Here is an 18491-nt window from a genome sequence, read left to right on the forward strand (position 1 = left end):
TCAGCCGATGCGCGGCGTGATGGCGATCAGCACCGGCCCCGCGGGCCGCGTGCCACACGAGGAGGTGCTCGGGCAGGTGCCGCAGCCGCCCGTCGGGCAGCCGGAGGTGATGGCCTCGGTGGACAGTTTCCCGCGCCGCACCCAGTACTCGATCATCGAATCCACTTCGGCGCGTGAGACTCCCACGCGGCGGGCCACGTCGTCGAGCCGGACCCCGCCGCGCGCGGTGGTGATCTCCGCGAGCACCTGACGCAGCGGGCTCACCAGAAGATCCGCCCGATCTGGAACACCGCCACGGCCAGCACCCACGCCACGCTCAGTTGCAGGGCGATGCTGAAAAGCGTCATGCGCGTACCGATTTCCTGCCGCAGCACCGCCACCGTGGTCATGCACGGGGTGTAGGCGAGCAGGAAGATCATGAAGGCCAGCACCGCGGGCAGCGGGTGCCCGCCGGAGGACTGGTCGAAGGTGTCGCGCAGGGCGTCGGCCAGGGGAGTGGGCGTGGCCCCGTCGCCGGGATCGTCCATGCGGTACGACTGCGCGACCGTGGCGACCACGGCCTCCTTGGCCACGAATCCGGTGGTGAGCGCCGCGCCCGCGTGCCAGTCGTCGAAACCGGCCGGCGCGAAGATCGGCGAGATCGAGGACGAGACGCCGCCGAGCACGCTGTCCGCCGGATCGACGTGCCCGAAGGTGCCCGCGCCCAACGGAATCGAGGCCAGCAGCCACACCACGGTCACGGTGGCGACGATGATGCCGCTGGCGGTGCGCAGGAAGCCGCTCATCTTCTGGCGGGTGTGCATGCCCAGCACGCGCAGGCTGGGGCGGCGGTACGGCGGCAGATCGAGCACCAGCGGTTCGCTCGCCATATCGCGGAACAGGGTGCCGCGCAGCAGCAGTCCCATCACCACCACGAGGGCGATGGACACCAGGTACATGGCGAAGACGACGGTGCCCGCGCCGCGGTCGAAGAAGACGCTCGCCAGCATCATGTAGACGACGAGGCGGGCATTGCAGCTGACGAACGGGATGAGCAGGGCGGTCAGCATGCGATGGCGGGGGTTGGCCAGGACGCGGGTGCCGGAGATGGCGGGCACATTGCAGCCGAAGCCGACGATGAGCGGCAGGAAGGCGCGACCCGGGAGCCCCATGGTGCGCATGAGCCGGTCGGCCACGAAGGCGGCGCGGGCCATGTAGCCCGAATCCTCCAGCAGGCCCAGGAGAATGAACATGATCAGCATGAGCGGCACGAAGCTCAGCAGCTGACCGACGCCGTTGATGACGCCGTCGCAGATCAGGCCGACGAGCGGTTCCGGTGCGTGCAGGCCGGTGAGGAATCCGCGCACGCTGTCGGCGAGCGTGCCGGTGACGAAGTCGCCGAGATTGTCCTGCAAGGGTTTGGCCACGGTGGTGGTCAGCTCGAACACCATCCACATGACGGCCAGGAAGATCGGCACGCCGAACCAGCGGTGGGTGAGCACCCGGTCCACCTGGTCGCTCACGGTGACCGTGGCGCGGCTGGGCGGGACGGCCGCGGTGAGCACCTCGTGTGCCCACGCGTAGCGGCGTTCGGCGACCAGCAGCTCCGGATCGTCTTCTTCCGCTTCGGGATTCGCGTCGATCTCGCCGAGTCGCGGTGATTCGGGAATCTGGCGCGTGGTGAGCGCCGCGTCGACGGCCCGCGCGAGCGCCTCGGTGCCGCTGCCGGTGCGCGCGGTCACCGCCGCCACCGGAACGCCGAGCGCCTTCGACAGCCGCTGCGGATCGATGTCGATGCCGCGATCGGCCGCGATATCGGTCATGGTCAACGCCACGACCACCGGCAGGCCCACCTCCAGCACCTGGGAGACGAGATAGAGGCTGCGCGCCAGATTCGCGGCATCGGCCACGGCCACCACCACATCGGGCGGATTGTCGGTGTCGAGCAGGGCGTCTCGCGTGACGGCCTCGTCCGGTGAGATGGGCAGCAGGCTGTAGGTGCCCGGTAGATCGATGAGGCGGACGGTGCGATCCGTCGCGGAATGCGCTCGGCCCAGCCGCCATTCGCCCTCGGTGACGCCGACGGTGGTCCCGGGCCAGTTGCCGACCCGCTGGCGAGCTCCGGTGGCGGCATTGAACAGGGTGGACTTGCCGACATTCGGATTGCCCACCAGCGCAATGGAAGCCGTCGCCGCCAGCGTGGCGGATGCACCGGAAGTGCCGCCGCCGCAGCAGGACTCACCCACCGCAGGACTCCGTGACGGTAATGGCCCCGGCGGTTCCGGCATCCACGGCGATGCGCGCGTCGCCGACCCGCAGAATGCGTCCCCCGAATACGCCCACGCCCGTGACGGTGACGGCGGTTCCGGGGATCAAACCCATTTCCAGGAGTCGGCGTCTGTGACTCTGCTGTCCGGCAATTCGTTCGATGCGAAAACTGTCGCCCGGTCTGCCGTTCAGCAGGGTGCTCACGATAAACCCATCTCCCAACGCAATTCGCACTGATTCGGCCGTTTGGAACGTAACCCGGAAAAGTGAGAAGAAACTGAGAGAAGGCTATCCGAAGTCCGGAAAGTCCGAATAGGGCCTTTTGCCCCTACCGCGCCGGGCTATTCAAAACCAGCAATGCGGATTCCTCCAGCCGGTCGGCGATTTCGGAATATGACGCATATCCCATACCCGCCTGAACGAGTGCTCCCGCATACAGCATTTCCAGCGACCCGACCACGGTGCTATCCGGTTCCTCGCCCAACGCCGAGGCCAGTCGCTTCCGAATCTCGGTCCCGATCCGCAACCGCAGATGCGCCACATCCGGATCCGTCCCCAGCAGCGCACTGGTCACCGCTCCCGCCAGCTGCGGCTCATCCGCCACCAGCAACGCGATCTGCCGCAGCACCGCCAGCGCCCGCGCATTCCGATCCGACTCGGTCCCCTCCGGCGGCGGCGTGGTCGCCAGCCGTCGCCAGAAAACCTCCGCGACCAGATGCTCCTTCGAGGAGAAATAGGTATACGCGGTAGCCGTCCCCACCCCCGCGGCCGCGGCCACCATCCGCACGGTGAGCCCCGCGAACCCCTCCCGCGACAGCACCTGCATCGCAGCCCTCGTCAGCCGGTCGACAGTGTCGGCCTGCTTCTCGGTCAGCCGTCGGCGCGTAGCCTCCATGCTCACCATCGAGTGATTGGAATGCGAATCAGACACGTGTCCGGATGCTACTATGGCCCCGCTCTCCGGGCAACTCCCCCCATGCCTAGAACGCATGAATCCGAATGCCCCCGAAAGGTTTCCGATGACCCCGGAAGAAGCCGAAGCGCTCCACGCGGCAGCCCGAACCTACGCCGGCAATGGGACGATCCTCGAAATAGCCACCCCCACCGGCAATTCCATCACCAGCCTGACCGCAGCGGCCCAGGAAACCGGCGCTACCGTCATCACTCGCGGCCACGACTCCGGCTCCGAAGGCTGGCGCACCCCGCTCCGCATGCTCGTGATCACCGCGACACCCTCCGAACAAGCGGCCCGATCCGCCTACGACAACTGGGTCCACTGGCTGGCAGGCGGCGGTCTCCTCGCAATCCACGACAATTCCCCGGAAGGCACGACCCTCTACCGCCGCGCCCTCGCCACCGGAAAATTCACCGAACTCCCCGCCCCCGGCACCCTCCGCCTCCTCCAGCGCACCGCTGCTTGCAACTGATTATTTCTTCCTGTCGGGCTTGGGTATTCGGCTGCGCAGATAGTCGATCGCGGACTCGGTGAAGAGCTCCCGGGGAACCGCCACCACATCGCGCGGTCCGTGCACCAGCACAGCCCCGTCGTAGGTGTGGATCGCTCGAATATCGGTGTACGTGAAGCGAAGGTGAAAGGTCGCGGACTGCAGATCGAACGCCTCCGGACCGAACCGCACCGCTATCCGCCGGCCGGGCGCCGCGTACCGGAGCAATTCCTCCAGCCGCTTTCGATCGGTGGCACTGCGCCGCCGGAGCAGCTCACCCGCACCGATCGCGAGGAGAACGGCGAAGGCGATGAGCAGGGCCCAATGCTGACCCAGCGCAAGGAGCAGCAGGACGGGCACCGTCGGAAACGCGATGACCAATGCGAAATCCCGGGTCACCCGGCGGGAGTTCGCGGCATTGAGCCGCTCGGCCGTTCCGGCGTCCGCTGTGACCACCGCGCCGGGTTGTGTCAGGGGTGGAATCTCGGGCAGATCCGGCAGGGCTGCCGGCGGCTGCCCGGCGCGCTGTTCCGTGTGTCCGCGGCGGGATCCGCCACGAATGAGCTGAACAGCCCAGTCCGGGAACAACTCTCGTGGCAGTGCGGTCGACAGCCCAGCTCCGCGTACCAGGACCGCATCGTCGTGCACGATGATCTCGTGCACGCTCCGGAAAGCGATGGATAGCCGCCGATCCGACTGATGGATCTCCATCGTGTCGCCCCCGAATCGGGTGGCCAGCACCGCACCCGGCGCGAGGAGATTCCCGAGGCCCGCCCGCGCTCCTCGCTCGGCCATACCGGGAAAGAGCAGCCCCGCCGCGAAAGGTGCGGTGACGAACGCCGGAAACAGCAGCGCCCAGAACCCCACTCCGAGGGCCAGCAGCGCGGTGGGCGCCACCGTGACCACGGCGAGCGTCAGCCACACGCCCCGGTTCCGCCGCCCCTCTCTGACGGTCACCGCGATCATCCGCTGTGCCGTATCGGGCCCGGCCACGTACACCGCCGTCGGATGCTCGATCGCCGGAATCGGCGGCAAAGCCGGAAACCCCTGTTCCGCAGCCATATACGCCGCCGGCACATACCCTTTCGGCATAGGCTCGTAGGGCTGCTGTGCCGGATTCCATGTATTCCCCCACCCCGGATACTGCTCCGGGTCGTTCACTCCACCCACCACGTGAGCATAACCAGCCCGGTGCGGACCGGCTGTTCTCGATCAACGGGATCTGGTGGCGACGACACGCCGTGTGGGGCCGCCACCAGGCCCCACTGACCGCCGGGTCTGGATATGCGGGTGCGCTCTACGGGCCAGTGTTTGCCGTCGGTGTGGACGCGGCGGCGAAGTCCGGGAGTGCGGCTATCTTTGCTGCCAGCCGGTCGAGGTAGGCGAGCACCTCGTCCTCGGATTTGTCGGGCAGCCCGTACAGCACATCGGTGACCCCGGCGGCCGCCCAGTGCGCGAGTTTGTCCGCATCGGGCCGGAAGTCCAGTGCGACAACGCGCGGCGAGCCTTCGCGCCCGGCGTCCTGCCAGCACTTCAGGAGCAGTGCGATGGCCCCGGTCGGATCGGTTTCGGCCGGAGTGGTGATCCATCCGTCGCCGGAACGCGCGATCCACTTGAAGGTCTTCTCCGTCCCGCCTGCCCCGATCAGCACCGGAATGTGCGGCTGCGCCGGTTTGGGCCAGGCCCAGCTGGGGCCGAAGGAGACGAAATCGCCTGAGTAGCTGGCTTCCTCCTGGGTCCAGAGGGCTCGCATGGCCTCCACGTATTCGCGCAGCGCGGTGCGGCGCTTGTTGCCGGGGATGCCGTGGTCGGCGAGTTCATCGGTGTTCCAGCCGAATCCGGCGCCCAGGGTGACCCGGCCGCCGGAGAGGTGGTCGAGGGTGGCGATGGCCTTGGCGAGGGTGATGGGGTCGCTTTCCACGGGGAGCGCTACCGCCGTGGACAATTCGATGCGGGAGGTCACGGCGGCCGCTGTGCCGAGCGACACCCAGGGGTCGAGGGTGCGCATGTAGCGGTCGTCCGGCAGTTCCGCTCCGCCGGTGAGCGGGTGCGCCGCATCTCTCTTCACCGGGATATGCGTGTGCTCCGGCACGAAGAACGAATGGAATCCGCGGTCCTCCGCGGCCTTCGCGGCAGCGGCCGGGGTGATGCCCCGGTCACTGGTGAACAGCACAATGCCGAAACGCATGTACGACAACCCTTCTCACTTGTCGGCCGCGGCGGAGACGCCCGCGCGGCGGCCGAAGAAACTTCCATCACCCAGCGAGCAGCCGCTCGCATAGCCGCCGGCGCAGATGCCGGAGGTGACCCGGCCGGCCGCGTACAGGCCGGGAATGGGTTCGCCGCTCACGTGCAGCACGCGGGAATCCAGGTCCGTGCGCAGGCCGCCGAGCGTGAACCCGCCGGTGTAGCCACGCAGGTCGTAGGCGCCGAGCGGGGTGCCGATCGGCTTCACCCACTCCGGCTTCTTGTGCAGCAGTGGATCTTTGCCCTCGGCGGCGTGCCGGTTGTACAGCTCGATGGTCGCCTGGAGGGTCTGCTCGGGCAGCCCCATCTCGGTTTCCAGTTCGGCGACCGTCTCCGCCACCCACTTCGGCGGGGTGCGCAGGAACGACATGGCCGACTCGGTTTCGAGCGCCTCCTCCAGCGCGACCTCGTCGATGATCAGGTACGCCTGGTTCTGCTGGTCCTGCAGCACCGCCTGGCCCATGCGGCCCGCATAGGTGTCCTCGGTGATGAAGCGCTGCCCGCGCCCGTTCACCAGAATGCCGCGCGCCACCAGCTGCGGATCCACGATCAGCGCGACCTCGGTGGCGTCCATGTGCGCGAGTTCCGCGCCGAGCGCCTGCGCCACCCGGATGCCGATGCCGTCGTGCTCCTCCACCGTGGCGGCGGGCCGGCCCAGGATCTTGGGCGCGTACCGCTCGACCATCTCGTGGTTGTAGGCGAAGCTGCCGGTGGCCAGCACCACGCCGCGCGCGGCTCGCACGTGTACGGGTTTGCCGTAGCGGGTGGCGGCCACGCCGACTACGCGCCCGGCCTCGTCGACGACCAGCCGCCGCAGCCGCACGTCGTATTCGTGTCGGACGCCGAGCTTTTCGGCGCGCTGGGCGAGCGGCTCCATGAGCATGTACCCGCCGCCCTTCTCGCCCAGCTTCTTGTCCCTGGTCCAGGCGAGGTGCCCGCGCGGCGCGGGCACGGCGATGGCGTTGAACGGCGCGGCGTTCTCGCCACCGGAGTACATGAGCCCCTGATCGGCGGGCGGCTCGTAGCCGGGCTCGCCCCAGAACTCCTCCTTGAACGGAACACCCTGCGCGACAAGCCAATCGAAATGCTCCACGCTGCCCTGGCAGTAGTCGTGGATCTTGGCCTTGTCCACACCCGGGCCGAGCGCCGCCAGCAGGAACTTCTCCATCTCCTCAGCGGTGTCCTCGAAGCCGAGCGCCTGCTGTAGCGCGGTCCCGCCGCCGAGATAGACGAATCCGCCGGACATGGCGGCCGCACCGCCCCAGCCGCCGGTGCGTTCCAGCACCAGCACATCGGCGCCCGCGTTCCGGGCTTCGATGGCGGCGCACACCCCCGCGATGCCGTACCCGATGACGACGACATCGGCTTCGAAGTCCCACGAGGAGACCTCGGAGACGGGGAGCGGCCGCACGGAAGCGGTTTCGGTCATGGCTCTGGTATTCCTCTGAGGTCAGTCGTTCTTGTTCTTGGACAGGACTTTTCGAATCACGCCGTCGAGCTTCGTGCCGGACGGCCAGCCCACGTAGTGGGCGAGGAAGACGGCGATCTCCCGCAGCTGCTCGGCATCCAACTCGCCATTGCGCAGGGCCGCGCCCACCTGGATCTCGGCGATCTCGGCATTGCCCTGCGCGGTGATGGCGCCGAGCAGCAGCAGCCGCCGATCCCGCATGGACAGACCCTCGCGCGTCCAGACATCGCCGAAGAGGTGATCGACGGTGACCTCGAAGAACGGATCACCCTGGAGGTCGGGCAGATTGAACCCGTACACCTCCGACATCTTCTTCAGCCCACGCTCGCGGCGCTCGTCGGGCCCACCCGTCGCCCGACCGCCACCCCCCACGGAATCGCTGTGCGATGCTGCACTCATTGCTTCTCCTTCGCGATATACCCGGGCCCGACGCCCAATCCGGTGCCCAGGCCGTCCAATGCCTGTCTGGCCAAGGGCAATTCGATGCCCAGCCGCTCGCCGAGCTCCAGTGCCAGCGACAGGTCCTTCTCACCCAGATCCCGCACATGGCTGAAGATGGGGAACCAGAAATCGCCCGGCCGCACCGGTTCGGTGGTGTCGCGCAACATGATCGAGCCCGGTCCGCCGGTGTGCGAATCCGAATGCCGCACCACCTTGCCGAGCTCGGTGATGTCCAGTCCTGCCGCCTCGGCCAGCCGCTGCGATTCCGCCGCCGCTGTGAAGGCGATGAAGTGCAGCAGGTTGCGGGCCAGCTTCATTCGGGTTCCCGCACCCACCTCCCCGGCATGCACCAGCATGGAGGCGAACCGCGAGAACGGCGCGCGCACCTTCTCGAACGCCTCCGTGCTGCCCCCGACCATGACCGCGAGCCCGCCGCGCTGCGCCGCCGGAGCGCCGCCGCTGATCGGCGCGTCCACGAATTCCACTCCGTGCGAGGCGCATTCGGCCTGCAAGGCTACGGCCGTCTCGTCGGCGATGGTGGAGTGCACCGCGATCACGGTCCCGGGCTTCGCGCCCTGCAGGATCCCGTCCGGCCCGGTGACGACCGCGCGCACCTGCGCATCGTCGAGCACCACCACCGACACCACGCCACACCGTTCGGCGGCCTCGGCGGCCGAACGGGCCGGTGTCGCACCGCCATCGGCGAAGGGCTGCAATGCTTCCGGTCGCATATCGCAGACCACCAGCCCGCCCGGCCAGTCCAGCAGTCGCTGGGCCATGGGCGCACCCATATTGCCCAGCCCGATGAATCCGACGGCGAAATCCTCGTTGTCACTCATGGGCGGAAGACCTGACCGCCGTCCACGTTCAACACCTGTCCGGTCACCCATTTCGCGTCGTCCGACAGCAGGTACAGGCAGGCCCCCACCAGATCCTCCGGCGTGCCCAGCCGTTTGATGGCCAGCTGCTGCAACATCAGATCGACGATGCTGTCCGGCACGATGCTGCGCGTGGCCTCGGTGTCGATGGGCCCCGGGGCGATGGCATTGACACGAATATTCGATCCGCCCAGCTCGTGCGCCAGCTGCTGGGTCAGGCTGTTGATCCCGGCCTTGGCCAGACCGTAGAAACCCGAGTACATCCAGGACGCGGTCGACGACTGATTGACGATGGACCCGCCCCCGCGTGACGTCATGGGCTTCCACACCGCGCGCGTCATGTTGAGCGCCCCGTCGAGGTTCACGCCCATGAATTTCTTGTAGTACTCCCACGGCACCGTGAGCAGCAGATCCAGCTTCATGCCGCCGTAGATGGCGGCATTGTTGACCAGGTGGTCGATCCCGCCGAACTCCTGGACCGTGAATTCCACGAGGGCGGACGCGGATTCGGGATCGGCCACATCCACCACATGGAAGGCCGCCGTCCCGCCGTCGGCGGTGATCTGTTTGGCCACCGCCTCCCCGCGCTCACTGTTCAGGTCGGCCACAACGACTTTCGCGCCCTCGGCCGCGAGCGCTCGGGCATAGGTTTCCCCGATGCCCTGCGCGGCTCCGGTGACAATGACGGCTTTGTCCGTGAATCGGGACATGACGTGCTCCTTCAGCAGCCGGTCGCAATGAGTTTGGTCTCGGTGTATTCCTCGAAGCCGGCCACGCCCATCTCCCGCCCGATGCCGGACTGCTTGTAGCCGCCGAAGGGCGCGTCCGCGGAATACCAGATGCCGCCGTTCACGCTGAGGGTTCCGGTGCGCACGCCCTCGGTCACCCGGCGCAGGCGCTCGGGATCCGCGCCCCACACCGAGCCGGACAGGCCGTAGGGGGAGTCGTTGGCAATGCGGACCGCATCGTCGTCGCCGTCGTGCGGGATGATCACCAGCACCGGTCCGAAGATTTCTTCCTGCGCCACCACGGAACTGTTGGGCAGGCCCGCGATGAGGGTGGGTTCGATGAACCAGCCGCCGAGTCCTTCGGGGCGATTGCCGCCGGTGACAATGGTGCCGCCCTCGGCGCGGGCGATCTCCAGATAGCGTTCGACGCGCATGAGCTGCCGCTCGGAGATCACCGGGCCGCACACGGTTCGGGCCTTGTTCGGATCGCCGGGCTTGATCCCGGCCAGGGTTCCGGCCGCGATCTGCACGGCCTGTTCGTATTTCGCGCGCGGAACCACCAGCCGGGTGCTGATCGCGCAGCCTTGCCCGGCGTGCACGCAGACCCCGAACGCCGCGTAACTCACCGCCGCGGTGAGATCCGCGTCGTCGAGCACGATGAACGCGGACTTGCCGCCCAGCTCCAGGAACACCTTCTTCAACGAGGCGGCGGCCGAGGCCATGACGGAGCGGCCCGTCTGCGTGGACCCGGTGAACGAGATCATGTCGACTCGTGGGTCCGTGACCAGCTGCGCCCCGAGCGCATGATCGTCCGAGGTGACGATATTGACCACCCCGGCCGGAATATCGGTCTCTTCCAGAATGATTCGCCCCACCGCCGCCGCACACCAGGGCGTATCCGGTGCGGGCTTGAGCACCACGGTGGTGCCCGCCGCCAGGGCCGGTCCGAGCTTCGCGAAGTTGATCTGATGCGGGAAATTCCACGGGGTGATGGCCCCGACCACCCCGATGGGTTCCCGCCGCAGTCGCCGCGCGGTCTTGATGCCCATGGGTGTCGCGGTCCCGAGATCGGTTTCCCACGAATAACTTTCGGCCAGATCGGCGAAGTATCCGAGATCTCCGATCGGCCCCTCGAGATGTGGCCCGCTGGTGAGCATGCGCGGTGCGCCGACCTCCGCGATGGTGATCTCGCGCAGCTCTTCGAGGTGCCCGCGCAACGCATCGCGCAACTGGCGCAGGCAGCGTGCCCGGAAGCCGGGATCGCGCGACCAGTCGGTGGTGTCGAAGGCGGTGCGCGCGGCGGCCACGGCCGCGTCCATATCCGCGCTGTCGGCATCGGCCGCGTATCCGAGGATTTCCCCGGTGGCCGGATTCGTCGTGGCGAACACGCCATTGCCGCCGGGCGTCAACTTGCCGCCTATCAGCAGTTGAGAGCCGCCGTCGGGGGCGAGCCTGCTCGAGGTCATCGGTAGCTCCCATGCTGTCCGGACACGTGTACGGACTATAGGTTCGGCTTTCCGAACGGCGCAAGAACCTGTTCCAGATCTGGCGCCTTTCGGCCGGGCGATTCGCCGATCCCATTGTCAGCTCCCGCCCTCACTAGTACCGTACAGACACATGTCCAGCTATGTGTCCGCCATGGCTGGATCGCGTCCGTCAGAGTTGATGAACGCGTTATCGAATACGAGGTGAGACGATGACCGCAGCCTCCCTGGAGCCGCTGCTGTTCGACCCCTACGACTACGGCATCCACGAGGATCCCTACCCCGTCTACCAGCGGCTGCGCGCCGAGGCGCCGGTGTACCACAATCCGGAACTGGACTTCTGGGCGCTGTCCCGGCACGCCGATGTGGCCGCCGGCTTCCGCGACAATGTGCGGCTGTCGAGCGCCAACGGGGTATCCCTCGACCCGGCCGCCTGGGGACCGCACGCACACCGCACCATGTCCTTCCTGGCCATGGACGATCCGGAGCACCTGCGCCTGCGAAAGCTGGTGTACCAGGGGTTCACCCCGCGCCGGGTCACGGAAATGGGCGAGCGCATAAGGGAAATCACGCTGCGCTACCTCGAACCCGCGCTGGCCCACGGCGATATCGACTGGATCGACGAGGTGGCGGGCAAGGTGCCCATGGACGTCATCTCCGAACTTCTGGGCGTACCGGAGGCCGATCGCGCCGAATTGCGCCGCATGGCAGACCTTTTGGTGCATCGTGAAGAGGGTGTACTGGATGTGCCGGTAGCCGCCATGGAAGCGGCGCTGCATCTGATCGGCTACTACGCGGACATGGTCGCGCAGCGGCGCAGGCAGCCCACCGAGGACCTGACCTCCGCGCTCGTACAGGCCGAGGCGGACGGGGACCGGCTCACCCAGGACGAAATCATCGGATTCATGTTCCTGATGGTCGTCGCGGGCAACGAGACGACCACGAAACTCCTCGGCAATGCCCTGTATTGGGCAGGCCGCAATCCCGAGCAGTACGCCCGGGTGACCGCGCATCCCGAACTCGTGGAGGACTGGGTGGAGGAAACCCTGCGCTACGACGCCTCCTCTCAGATCCTCGCGCGCACCGCCGCCGTCGACCTCGAGTACTACGGGCGAACCATCCCGCAGGGCTCGAAGGTATTGCTGCTCATCGGATCCGCCAATCGCGACGACACCGTGTTCACCGATCCCGACCGCTACGACATCGAACGCCGGGACAAGGGCGGGCTCATCAGTTTCGGGCGGGGCGTGCACTTCTGCCTGGGCGCGCACCTGGCCCGCCTGGAAGCCCAGATCGTGCTGCGGGAGTTCGCGACCCGAGTGCGATCCTACGAACTCGCCGAATCCGGCAGTGAGCGAGTGCATTCGGTGAACGTGCGCGGTTTCGCCAAGCTCCCGGTGCGAGTGGAGGTGCGCTAGATGGCCAAGTTCCCACCGCACCCCGCCCGGCGGCCGGTGCTCGTCGCGGGCGCGTCCTCCGGGATCGGCGCCGCCACCGCCACCGCGCTGGCCGAGCTGGGGTATCCCGTCGCAGTGGGCGCCCGGCGCGTGGAGATCTGCGAGACCCTCGCCGAGAAGATCCGCGCCGACGGCGGCGAAGCCTTCGCGCACCGCCTCGATGTCACCGACACCGCATCCGTCGACGAGTTCGTCACCGCCGCCGAAAAAGCGCTCGGACCAATGGAAATCGTCGTGTCCGGCGCGGGTGACCTGGAATTCGGGCACGGCTGGGAGATGGATCCGGAGGTCTTCGAAGCCCAGGTGCGAGTCCACCTCACCGGCGCGCAACGCCTGGCCCACCGGCTGATCCCCGGCATGATCGAACGCCGGCGCGGCGATTTCGTCGTCATCGGCTCCGACTGCGCGGACCGGGCCCGTCCCGGCGCGGGCGCGTACAACGCGGCGAAAACCGGTGTGGAAGTCTTCGCCCGCCAGCTGCGCATGGAGTTGGAGGGCACCGGCGTGCGCTCCTCCATCGTGCGGCCCGGCCAGACCCTGACCGGCATGGGCATGACCGCCACCCCCGAGGTGGTGGGCCCGCTGCTGGAGAGCTGGGCGAAGTGGGGATTCGCCCGCCACGCGCACTTCCTGCGCCCCAGTGATCTCGCCGCCGGCGTGGTCGCCGTCGTCAGCACGCCCCGTGGTGCGCACGTCGTCATGGTCGAGGTGCAGCCGGAAGCACCGCTGCGGGAACTCGTGACACCGGAACAGGCTGCGCCGCAGGAAAACTCCGCCGCAGCGGCCGGAGGTGGCACGTAATGCGGCTCGAAGTCGACCTCGACCTGTGCCAGGGCCATGCCGTCTGCCAGGACGAAGCCCCGGACCTGTTCGACGTCCCCAAGAACGGCCAGGTGCGCATACTCCGCGCCGACCCGGCCGCCGACCTGGACGCGGCCCGCGCCGCCGTCCGCTACTGCCCGACCCGGGCGCTGTCCCTCGTGGACGACAGCCCAACCGACTGAGGAGCCGATATGCCCTGGCCGCGTGAGGAACTCGACGAGATGGTCCGCCGCTGGGTCGAGGAGAACCAGCGCTGCGAAGCCCTCGGCGACTGGAAACCCTTGGCGCACTTCTATACCGAGGACGCCACCTACGGCTGGAACTACGGCCCGCAACAGGAATTCATGTCCGTCGGCCGCGACGAGATCCGCGATATCGCCCTCGGGCAGGAGATGTTCGGCCTGGAGGGCTGGACCTACCCGTATCAGGAATTCGTGATCGACGAACGCAGCGGCAGCGTCATCGGCTTCTGGAAACAGGTCAATGAGAAGAGCCGCGCCGACGGCCGCCCCTACAGCCCGGAGGGCATCGGCGGCAGCTGGTTCCGCTACGCGGGCAACTACGAATGGTCCTGGCAGCGCGACTTCTTCGACTTCGGCAATGTGACAGCGCTCTTCATCGAGATGATGCAGGACAACGCGCTGTCACCCGGTATGCAGAAGCGCATCGAACGCTCCGTGTCCGGCGAGCCGCTCGCGGGCTGGTATCCGGTCGGCAAGGGGCCGGTACCGCAGTGGTGACCAGCAGATACGCCGGCCTCACCCGCGCCGAGCTCGCGGTGCTGGTGCCGGAACTCCTCCTGTGCGGGCACCTCATCGACCGCGCCGGAATGGCCCACGCCATCGCCGCTTTCGGTCGCGAGGGCATGACCGCGGTCGCCATCGACGAATGGCGGCTGGCCAGCCCCGTCTACACCCGCCGCATGCGCGCGGCCCTCGGCATCACCGGCGACGGCGTGGACGCCATATTCAAGGGCTTCCAGCTGGATATCGGCGCGCCACCGCAGTTCATGGACTTCCGCTTCCGGGTGCGCGATCACGACTACGGCGAATTCCATCTCGACCACTGCGGTGCGCTCGCCGATGTGGAGCCGATGGGGGAGGAGTTCGTGGTGGCCATGTGCCATGACGTCGAGGACCCCACCTTCGACGCCACCGCCCTGGCCACCAATCCGCGGGCGCGGGTGCGTCCGGTGCATCGGCCGCCGCGGGTCCCCGCGGACCGGAAACCGGTGTGCGCGTGGACCGTCACCATCGATCCGGCCGAAGAACCCTACGAGCCGCCCGCGGACGCCTTGCTGCTCGCCGAAACGCACGCCGCACGAGTCGAATTGGCGGACATCGACCGGTCGGACGCCGGCCGCGCGGACTACGCGGGACCGCTGCTGAGCGATATCCGGTGGGAGGATTTCTCCCGATCGGCGCTCGTCCGCATCGCCGACGAGATCGCCCTGCAACATCATCTGCTGGCCCTCGGCTTCCGGAATGCGGTGGCCACCCGGTCCGATGCCGCGCTCGCGGAGACCATGACGCGCAGCCAGTTCACCGGAATCGCGGGGCTCACGGCCGAACGACTCAGCAAGGCCCTGGATCTCGGCAGTGACGCGGCCGCGCTGGCCAAGGTGCTGCGTCTGCATCCCGCGCTCAATCCCGCTGCGTACGTGGATATTCAGGTCTCCAGTGAGACGCATGCCGGGGAGCAGTCGGTGGAACTGCGGTTCGGCCGTGACTGCGGTGCCGTCGCCGACGGAGGATGGGCGGCACTGCTCACCCCCGAAGCGCTCGCACCGCTCGACGCACTGGTCCGCGGTGTGGACCCGCGCTTCCACTGCCAGGTGCGCGCCGCCGACGACACCTCCCTCACCGTCGAAATCCGGCGTGCCGCAATGGCATTCCGCGAGGCCCCTGAGGTCGCCATCACCCGTTTCAGCACCGGGGCCGCCTTCACCTTCACCCCGCGCGGCGCGTCGCTGCCGCTCACCGTTCTGTAGCTCCGCAGTACCCAGGAAGTGATCCGCCATGGCCCGCAACTTCGCCGACCTCTACGAGCACGCCGCCGACGCCATGCCCGACCGCACCGCCCTGATCGCGGGCGACCGCCGGCTCACCTTCCGGGAACTCGACCAGCGGGCCAACCGGCTGGCCCATCACCTGGCCGCCGCCGGAGCGGGCGTGGGCACCCACATCGGCTTCCATATGCACAACAGCGCCGAAACGCTGGAAACCCTGATCGCCTGCTTCAAGATTCGCGCGGTCCCGGTCAATATCAACTACCGGTATCAGGCCGAGGAACTGCGCTACGTCTACGACAATGCCGACCTCGAAATGCTGGTCCACCACCGTTGCTACGCACCGCTCATCGAAGAGGTGCGGGCGCAGGTGCCGAAACTGCGGCACGCCCTGGTGGTCGAGGACGATCAGGGCGACGGCCTGGCCAGCGGCTCCACCCCGTACGAGCAGGCCGTCGAAAGCGGTTCACCGGCACGGGATTTCGGCGAGCGCAGCGCCGACGACCTGTTCATGATGTACACCGGCGGCACCACCGGGTTGCCCAAGGGCGTCATGTGGCGGCAGGAGGACATGTGGCGGGTGCTCGGCGGCGGCATCGACTTCTACACCGGGGAACCCGTCGCCGACGAATACCAGCAGTCCCGCACCGGATCACAGGCCCAGCCCACCATGTGGTTCGTGCTGCCGCCGCTCATCCACGCCGCCGCCATGATGCCGACGTTCACCGCCCTGTGGTCGGGCAATGCCGTGCTGTTCACGCCGCGCTTCGACCCGGTGCGGATCTGGGAGACGGTCGCGCGGGAACGGCCCAATATTCTCGTCATCACCGGTGACGCCATGGCGCGTCCGCTCATCGACGCCTATCGGGCCGCGCCCGTGGACGCCGGATCGGTGTGGTCCATCGGCTCGGGCGCGGCGCTGCTGTCGCAGCCGGTGAAGAATCAACTGCTGGAGCTGTTTCCGAGCACCGTGCTCACCGACTCCATCGGCTCCTCCGAAACCGGCTTCGGGGGAATCGGTTTCGCGCAGAAGGACGACGATCCGGGCCGGGGTCCGCGGGTGAACGTCGGGCGCGGCGCACTGGTGGTGGACGACGACGGCCGTTCCGTCCCACCGGGTTCCGAGGGCTGGGTGGCCAAGACCGGCAATGTGCCGATCGGCTATTACAAGGATCCGGAGAAGACGGCCAAGCTCTTCCGTACCGTCGACGGCGTCCGCATGGTCATCACCGACGACCGGGCGCGCGTGGAAGCGGATGGGTCGGTCACCCTCATCGGGCGCGGCAATATGGTCGTGAACACCGGCGGGGAGAAGGTGTTCCCCGAAGAGGTCGAGGCCGTTGTCAAGGCGCACGACTCGGTGTACGACGCCGTCGTCATCGGCGTCCCGCACGAGCGCTGGGGCCAGCAGGTGGCGGCCGTCATCTCCGCCGCGCACCCGGCGCTGGACTTCGCCGCCCTCGAACAGCATGTGCGCGCCCACCTCGCCGGATACAAACTGCCGCGCAGTATCTGGGTGGCGGACGCGGTCTCGCGCACCCCGAGCGGCAAGCCCGACTATCGCTGGGCCAAGACCTACGTGTCCGACCGAGAACCCGATCACGTGGTTCGGTAACGCGTTATGGAACGGGAGGCCATGTCGCCTCCCGCTGATCGAGATAGCAGCATGAAACCTATTACAATTCCTGTAAGAACCTGTTCTAATTCTGGTATGGCAGAGGCGCACCCCGTACAGGGCGAACAAGTCCGCATGCCGGTCGAAATCCGTCACGCCGACGCCAGTTCGGCACTGTTCCTGGTGGACGCGAACGCCGCGGCCGAACTGCTCGCACCCGCCGGACTCGCACCCCTGGCGGTGTGGCCCGGCAAAGCGATCTGCTCGCTGGCCTTCATCCGCTACGTCGACGGCGACCTCGGCCCGTACCACGAATTCGCGTTCTCGCTCATGGCCCGGCAATCCGGGCGGCGGCACAGCACCGGGGCCTACATCCACTGGCTGCCGGTCAACCAGAGCTTCACCTGCGAAGCCGGGCAATCGATCTGGGGCTTCCCCAAACTCATGGCCGACATCGACATCACACCCGTACGCGGCGGCCACCGCTGCGAGGTCCGCCTCGACGGGCGGCTCGTCGTCGCCCTGCGCGTGGCCGACGGCCTGCCCATGCCCGCCGGAGCCGGTGGGGCCTCCATCGACGCCTACACGCATCGCAACGGAATCCTCAGGCGCACACCGTGGCTCATGGATCCCGCACAGGTGCGCGGCCGCCCCGGCGGCGCTCGCGTGGAACTCGGCGACCATCCCGTCGCCGACCAGCTCCGCGCCCTCGGACTACCCAAGACCGCCCTTTTCTCCAGCCGAATCGGGCAACTCCGCATGACTTTCGCCGACGCCACCACGGTGTTGCAGACCCGGGAGGGATGAATGACTCGACTAGCTCTCGTCACCGGAGCGGCCAGCGGCATGGGCCGCATCGTCGCCCAGCGACTCGCCGCCGCCGGATGGGAGGTCGCCGCCGTCGACCTCAATGGCGACGGCCTCGGCGAAACCGCCAAGCGGTCACCCAACATGCACACCTACACCTGCGACGTCTCCGATCCGGACCAGGTGCGGGCGGTCGTGGAGAAGGTGCGCTCCGAACACGGCACCATCGATCGGCTCGTGCACGCCGCCGGCATGGCGCATGTGCACGCCTCCGCACTCGACCACGATGTGCGGCAGATCAAGAAGATGATGGACGTCAACTACATCGGCACCGTCAACCTCTGCCAGGCCATCATTCCCACCATGAAGAAGGCGGGCACCGGCGAGGTCATCCTTTTCGCCTCCGTCGCCGGTTGGTTGCCCTCGCCGGGCATGGCGGGCTACTCCGCCTCCAAGTTCGCGGTCGTCGGATTCATCGACAGCCTCGCCTACGAGCTGAAGGACAGCGGCATCCGCCTGCTCGGCCTGTGCCCGCCGATGGTGGAAACGCCCTTCCTGGAATCGATTCGGAAAGAGAACGAGTCCGTCCTCGGCGGCGCGGGCGGCATGAGCCCCGAAGGCGTCGTCGACGCCCTCGAGAAGGCGCTGTCCAAGCCCAAGAACCCGCTGTTCGTCTTCCCCGGCCAGGCGTACCCCACCTACCTCATGCGGCGATTCATGCCCGGCGTGCTGCGCGCCCTCGTCGCCCGCATGGTGAAGCCGACGGACTAGTCCGTCGCCGGGTGCCGAGTCGTGCTCCGATCGGCACCCGGATCCGGCGCTGGACAATCGGGGCTCTGCGATT

General features: G+C 67.8%; 20 protein-coding genes. 9 read left to right on the plus strand and 11 right to left on the minus strand.

Going from position 1 to position 18491, the window contains the following annotated elements:
- From H0264_RS02895 to H0264_RS02910, 4 genes are all read right to left on the minus strand, one after another.
- Entirely contained in the window at positions 1-264 is a 264-nt protein-coding gene (locus H0264_RS02895; protein ID WP_181582525.1) for a FeoC-like transcriptional regulator, read from the minus strand.
- On the minus strand, positions 261-2225 hold the full coding sequence (feoB, locus tag H0264_RS02900) for a ferrous iron transport protein B (RefSeq protein WP_244976093.1): 1965 nt from the start codon (positions 2223-2225) through the stop codon (positions 261-263). The genes H0264_RS02895 and feoB overlap by 4 nt, the downstream gene beginning before the upstream one ends.
- The gene (locus H0264_RS02905) at positions 2218-2451 is read right to left on the minus strand and encodes a FeoA family protein (protein WP_220139938.1); all 234 of its coding nucleotides are present in this window, start codon (positions 2449-2451) and stop codon (positions 2218-2220) included. The genes feoB and H0264_RS02905 overlap by 8 nt, the downstream gene beginning before the upstream one ends.
- A 124-nt stretch (positions 2452-2575) precedes the next feature.
- Positions 2576-3148 carry a TetR/AcrR family transcriptional regulator gene (locus H0264_RS02910; protein WP_181585248.1) on the minus strand — a complete coding sequence of 191 codons (573 nt, stop codon included), beginning with the start codon at positions 3146-3148 and terminating at the stop codon, positions 2576-2578.
- 118 nt (positions 3149-3266) lie between these two features.
- On the opposite strand from H0264_RS02910, the gene H0264_RS02915 reads away from it, so the two are divergent.
- Entirely contained in the window at positions 3267-3674 is a 408-nt protein-coding gene (locus H0264_RS02915; RefSeq protein ID WP_181582527.1) for a hypothetical protein, read from the plus strand.
- Here H0264_RS02915 and H0264_RS02920 read toward each other — a convergent pair whose 3' ends face one another.
- From H0264_RS02920 to H0264_RS02950, 7 genes are all read right to left on the minus strand, one after another.
- The gene (locus H0264_RS02920; RefSeq protein WP_181582528.1) at positions 3675-4862 is read right to left on the minus strand and encodes a hypothetical protein; all 1188 of its coding nucleotides are present in this window, start codon (positions 4860-4862) and stop codon (positions 3675-3677) included.
- 127 nt (positions 4863-4989) lie between these two features.
- Positions 4990-5880 (minus strand): LLM class F420-dependent oxidoreductase, encoded by an 891-nt coding sequence (locus H0264_RS02925; RefSeq protein WP_181582529.1) that lies wholly within the window; start codon positions 5878-5880, stop codon positions 4990-4992.
- Positions 5881-5895: 15 nt separating this feature from the next.
- Complete coding sequence (locus H0264_RS02930) at positions 5896-7368, minus strand: FAD-dependent oxidoreductase (RefSeq protein WP_181582530.1); 1473 nt, start codon at positions 7366-7368, stop codon at positions 5896-5898.
- A 21-nt stretch (positions 7369-7389) separates the two neighbouring features.
- Positions 7390-7806, minus strand: a complete 417-nt coding sequence (locus H0264_RS02935) for a carboxymuconolactone decarboxylase family protein (RefSeq protein WP_181582531.1) — start codon at positions 7804-7806, stop codon at positions 7390-7392.
- Complete coding sequence (locus H0264_RS02940) at positions 7803-8687, minus strand: NAD(P)-dependent oxidoreductase (RefSeq protein ID WP_181582532.1); 885 nt, start codon at positions 8685-8687, stop codon at positions 7803-7805. The genes H0264_RS02935 and H0264_RS02940 overlap by 4 nt, the downstream gene beginning before the upstream one ends.
- A complete protein-coding gene (locus H0264_RS02945) occupies positions 8684-9436 on the minus strand; it encodes an SDR family oxidoreductase (RefSeq protein ID WP_181582533.1) in 753 nt (250 codons plus the stop codon). Before H0264_RS02945 ends, H0264_RS02940 begins: the two co-directional genes overlap by 4 nt.
- An 11-nt stretch (positions 9437-9447) precedes the next feature.
- On the minus strand, positions 9448-10920 hold the full coding sequence (locus H0264_RS02950; protein WP_181582534.1) for an aldehyde dehydrogenase: 1473 nt from the start codon (positions 10918-10920) through the stop codon (positions 9448-9450).
- 230 nt (positions 10921-11150) lie between these two features.
- Between H0264_RS02950 and H0264_RS02955 the strand changes: the two genes are divergently transcribed.
- The 8 genes from H0264_RS02955 to H0264_RS02990 all read left to right on the plus strand — a co-directional run bounded on the left by H0264_RS02955 (position 11151) and on the right by H0264_RS02990 (position 18418).
- On the plus strand, positions 11151-12356 hold the full coding sequence (locus tag H0264_RS02955; RefSeq protein ID WP_181582535.1) for a cytochrome P450: 1206 nt from the start codon (positions 11151-11153) through the stop codon (positions 12354-12356).
- On the plus strand, positions 12357-13196 hold the full coding sequence (locus H0264_RS02960) for an SDR family oxidoreductase (RefSeq protein WP_181582536.1): 840 nt from the start codon (positions 12357-12359) through the stop codon (positions 13194-13196).
- Positions 13196-13399, plus strand: coding sequence for a ferredoxin (locus tag H0264_RS02965; protein ID WP_181582537.1), 204 nt, complete (start codon positions 13196-13198; stop codon positions 13397-13399). The genes H0264_RS02960 and H0264_RS02965 overlap by 1 nt, the downstream gene beginning before the upstream one ends.
- Positions 13400-13408: 9 nt before the next feature.
- Positions 13409-13957 (plus strand): nuclear transport factor 2-like protein, encoded by a 549-nt coding sequence (locus tag H0264_RS02970; RefSeq protein ID WP_181582538.1) that lies wholly within the window; start codon positions 13409-13411, stop codon positions 13955-13957.
- Positions 13951-15207, plus strand: coding sequence for a hypothetical protein (locus tag H0264_RS02975; protein ID WP_181582539.1), 1257 nt, complete (start codon positions 13951-13953; stop codon positions 15205-15207). The genes H0264_RS02970 and H0264_RS02975 overlap by 7 nt, the downstream gene beginning before the upstream one ends.
- Before the next feature lie 28 nt (positions 15208-15235).
- Positions 15236-16840 (plus strand): acyl-CoA synthetase, encoded by a 1605-nt coding sequence (locus tag H0264_RS02980; protein ID WP_181582540.1) that lies wholly within the window; start codon positions 15236-15238, stop codon positions 16838-16840.
- 96 nt (positions 16841-16936) lie between these two features.
- On the plus strand, positions 16937-17647 hold the full coding sequence (locus tag H0264_RS02985; protein WP_181582541.1) for an acetoacetate decarboxylase family protein: 711 nt from the start codon (positions 16937-16939) through the stop codon (positions 17645-17647).
- Complete coding sequence (locus H0264_RS02990) at positions 17648-18418, plus strand: SDR family NAD(P)-dependent oxidoreductase (RefSeq protein ID WP_181582542.1); 771 nt, start codon at positions 17648-17650, stop codon at positions 18416-18418.
- Positions 18419-18491 lie beyond the last annotated feature (73 nt).

It is taken from the genome of Nocardia huaxiensis, assembly GCF_013744875.1.
GTDB lineage: Bacteria > Actinomycetota > Actinomycetes > Mycobacteriales > Mycobacteriaceae > Nocardia > Nocardia huaxiensis.

Bases quoted from the DNA above. Each gene is read 5' to 3' on its own strand.
- H0264_RS02915 (WP_181582527.1), top strand. From the start codon at position 3,267: ATGACCCCGGAAGAAGCCGAAGCGCTCCACGCGGCAGCCCGAACCTAC.
- H0264_RS02925 (WP_181582529.1), bottom strand. From the start codon at position 5,880: ATGCGTTTCGGCATTGTGCTGTTCACCAGTGACCGGGGCATCACCCCG.
- H0264_RS02930 (WP_181582530.1), bottom strand. From the start codon at position 7,368: ATGACCGAAACCGCTTCCGTGCGGCCGCTCCCCGTCTCCGAGGTCTCC.
- H0264_RS02935 (WP_181582531.1), bottom strand. From the start codon at position 7,806: ATGAGTGCAGCATCGCACAGCGATTCCGTGGGGGGTGGCGGTCGGGCG.
- H0264_RS02940 (WP_181582532.1), bottom strand. From the start codon at position 8,687: ATGAGTGACAACGAGGATTTCGCCGTCGGATTCATCGGGCTGGGCAAT.
- H0264_RS02945 (WP_181582533.1), bottom strand. From the start codon at position 9,436: ATGTCCCGATTCACGGACAAAGCCGTCATTGTCACCGGAGCCGCGCAG.
- H0264_RS02950 (WP_181582534.1), bottom strand. From the start codon at position 10,920: ATGACCTCGAGCAGGCTCGCCCCCGACGGCGGCTCTCAACTGCTGATA.
- H0264_RS02955 (WP_181582535.1), top strand. From the start codon at position 11,151: ATGACCGCAGCCTCCCTGGAGCCGCTGCTGTTCGACCCCTACGACTAC.
- H0264_RS02960 (WP_181582536.1), top strand. From the start codon at position 12,357: ATGGCCAAGTTCCCACCGCACCCCGCCCGGCGGCCGGTGCTCGTCGCG.
- H0264_RS02965 (WP_181582537.1), top strand. From the start codon at position 13,196: ATGCGGCTCGAAGTCGACCTCGACCTGTGCCAGGGCCATGCCGTCTGC.
- H0264_RS02970 (WP_181582538.1), top strand. From the start codon at position 13,409: ATGCCCTGGCCGCGTGAGGAACTCGACGAGATGGTCCGCCGCTGGGTC.
- H0264_RS02980 (WP_181582540.1), top strand. From the start codon at position 15,236: ATGGCCCGCAACTTCGCCGACCTCTACGAGCACGCCGCCGACGCCATG.
- H0264_RS02985 (WP_181582541.1), top strand. From the start codon at position 16,937: ATGGCAGAGGCGCACCCCGTACAGGGCGAACAAGTCCGCATGCCGGTC.
- H0264_RS02990 (WP_181582542.1), top strand. From the start codon at position 17,648: ATGACTCGACTAGCTCTCGTCACCGGAGCGGCCAGCGGCATGGGCCGC.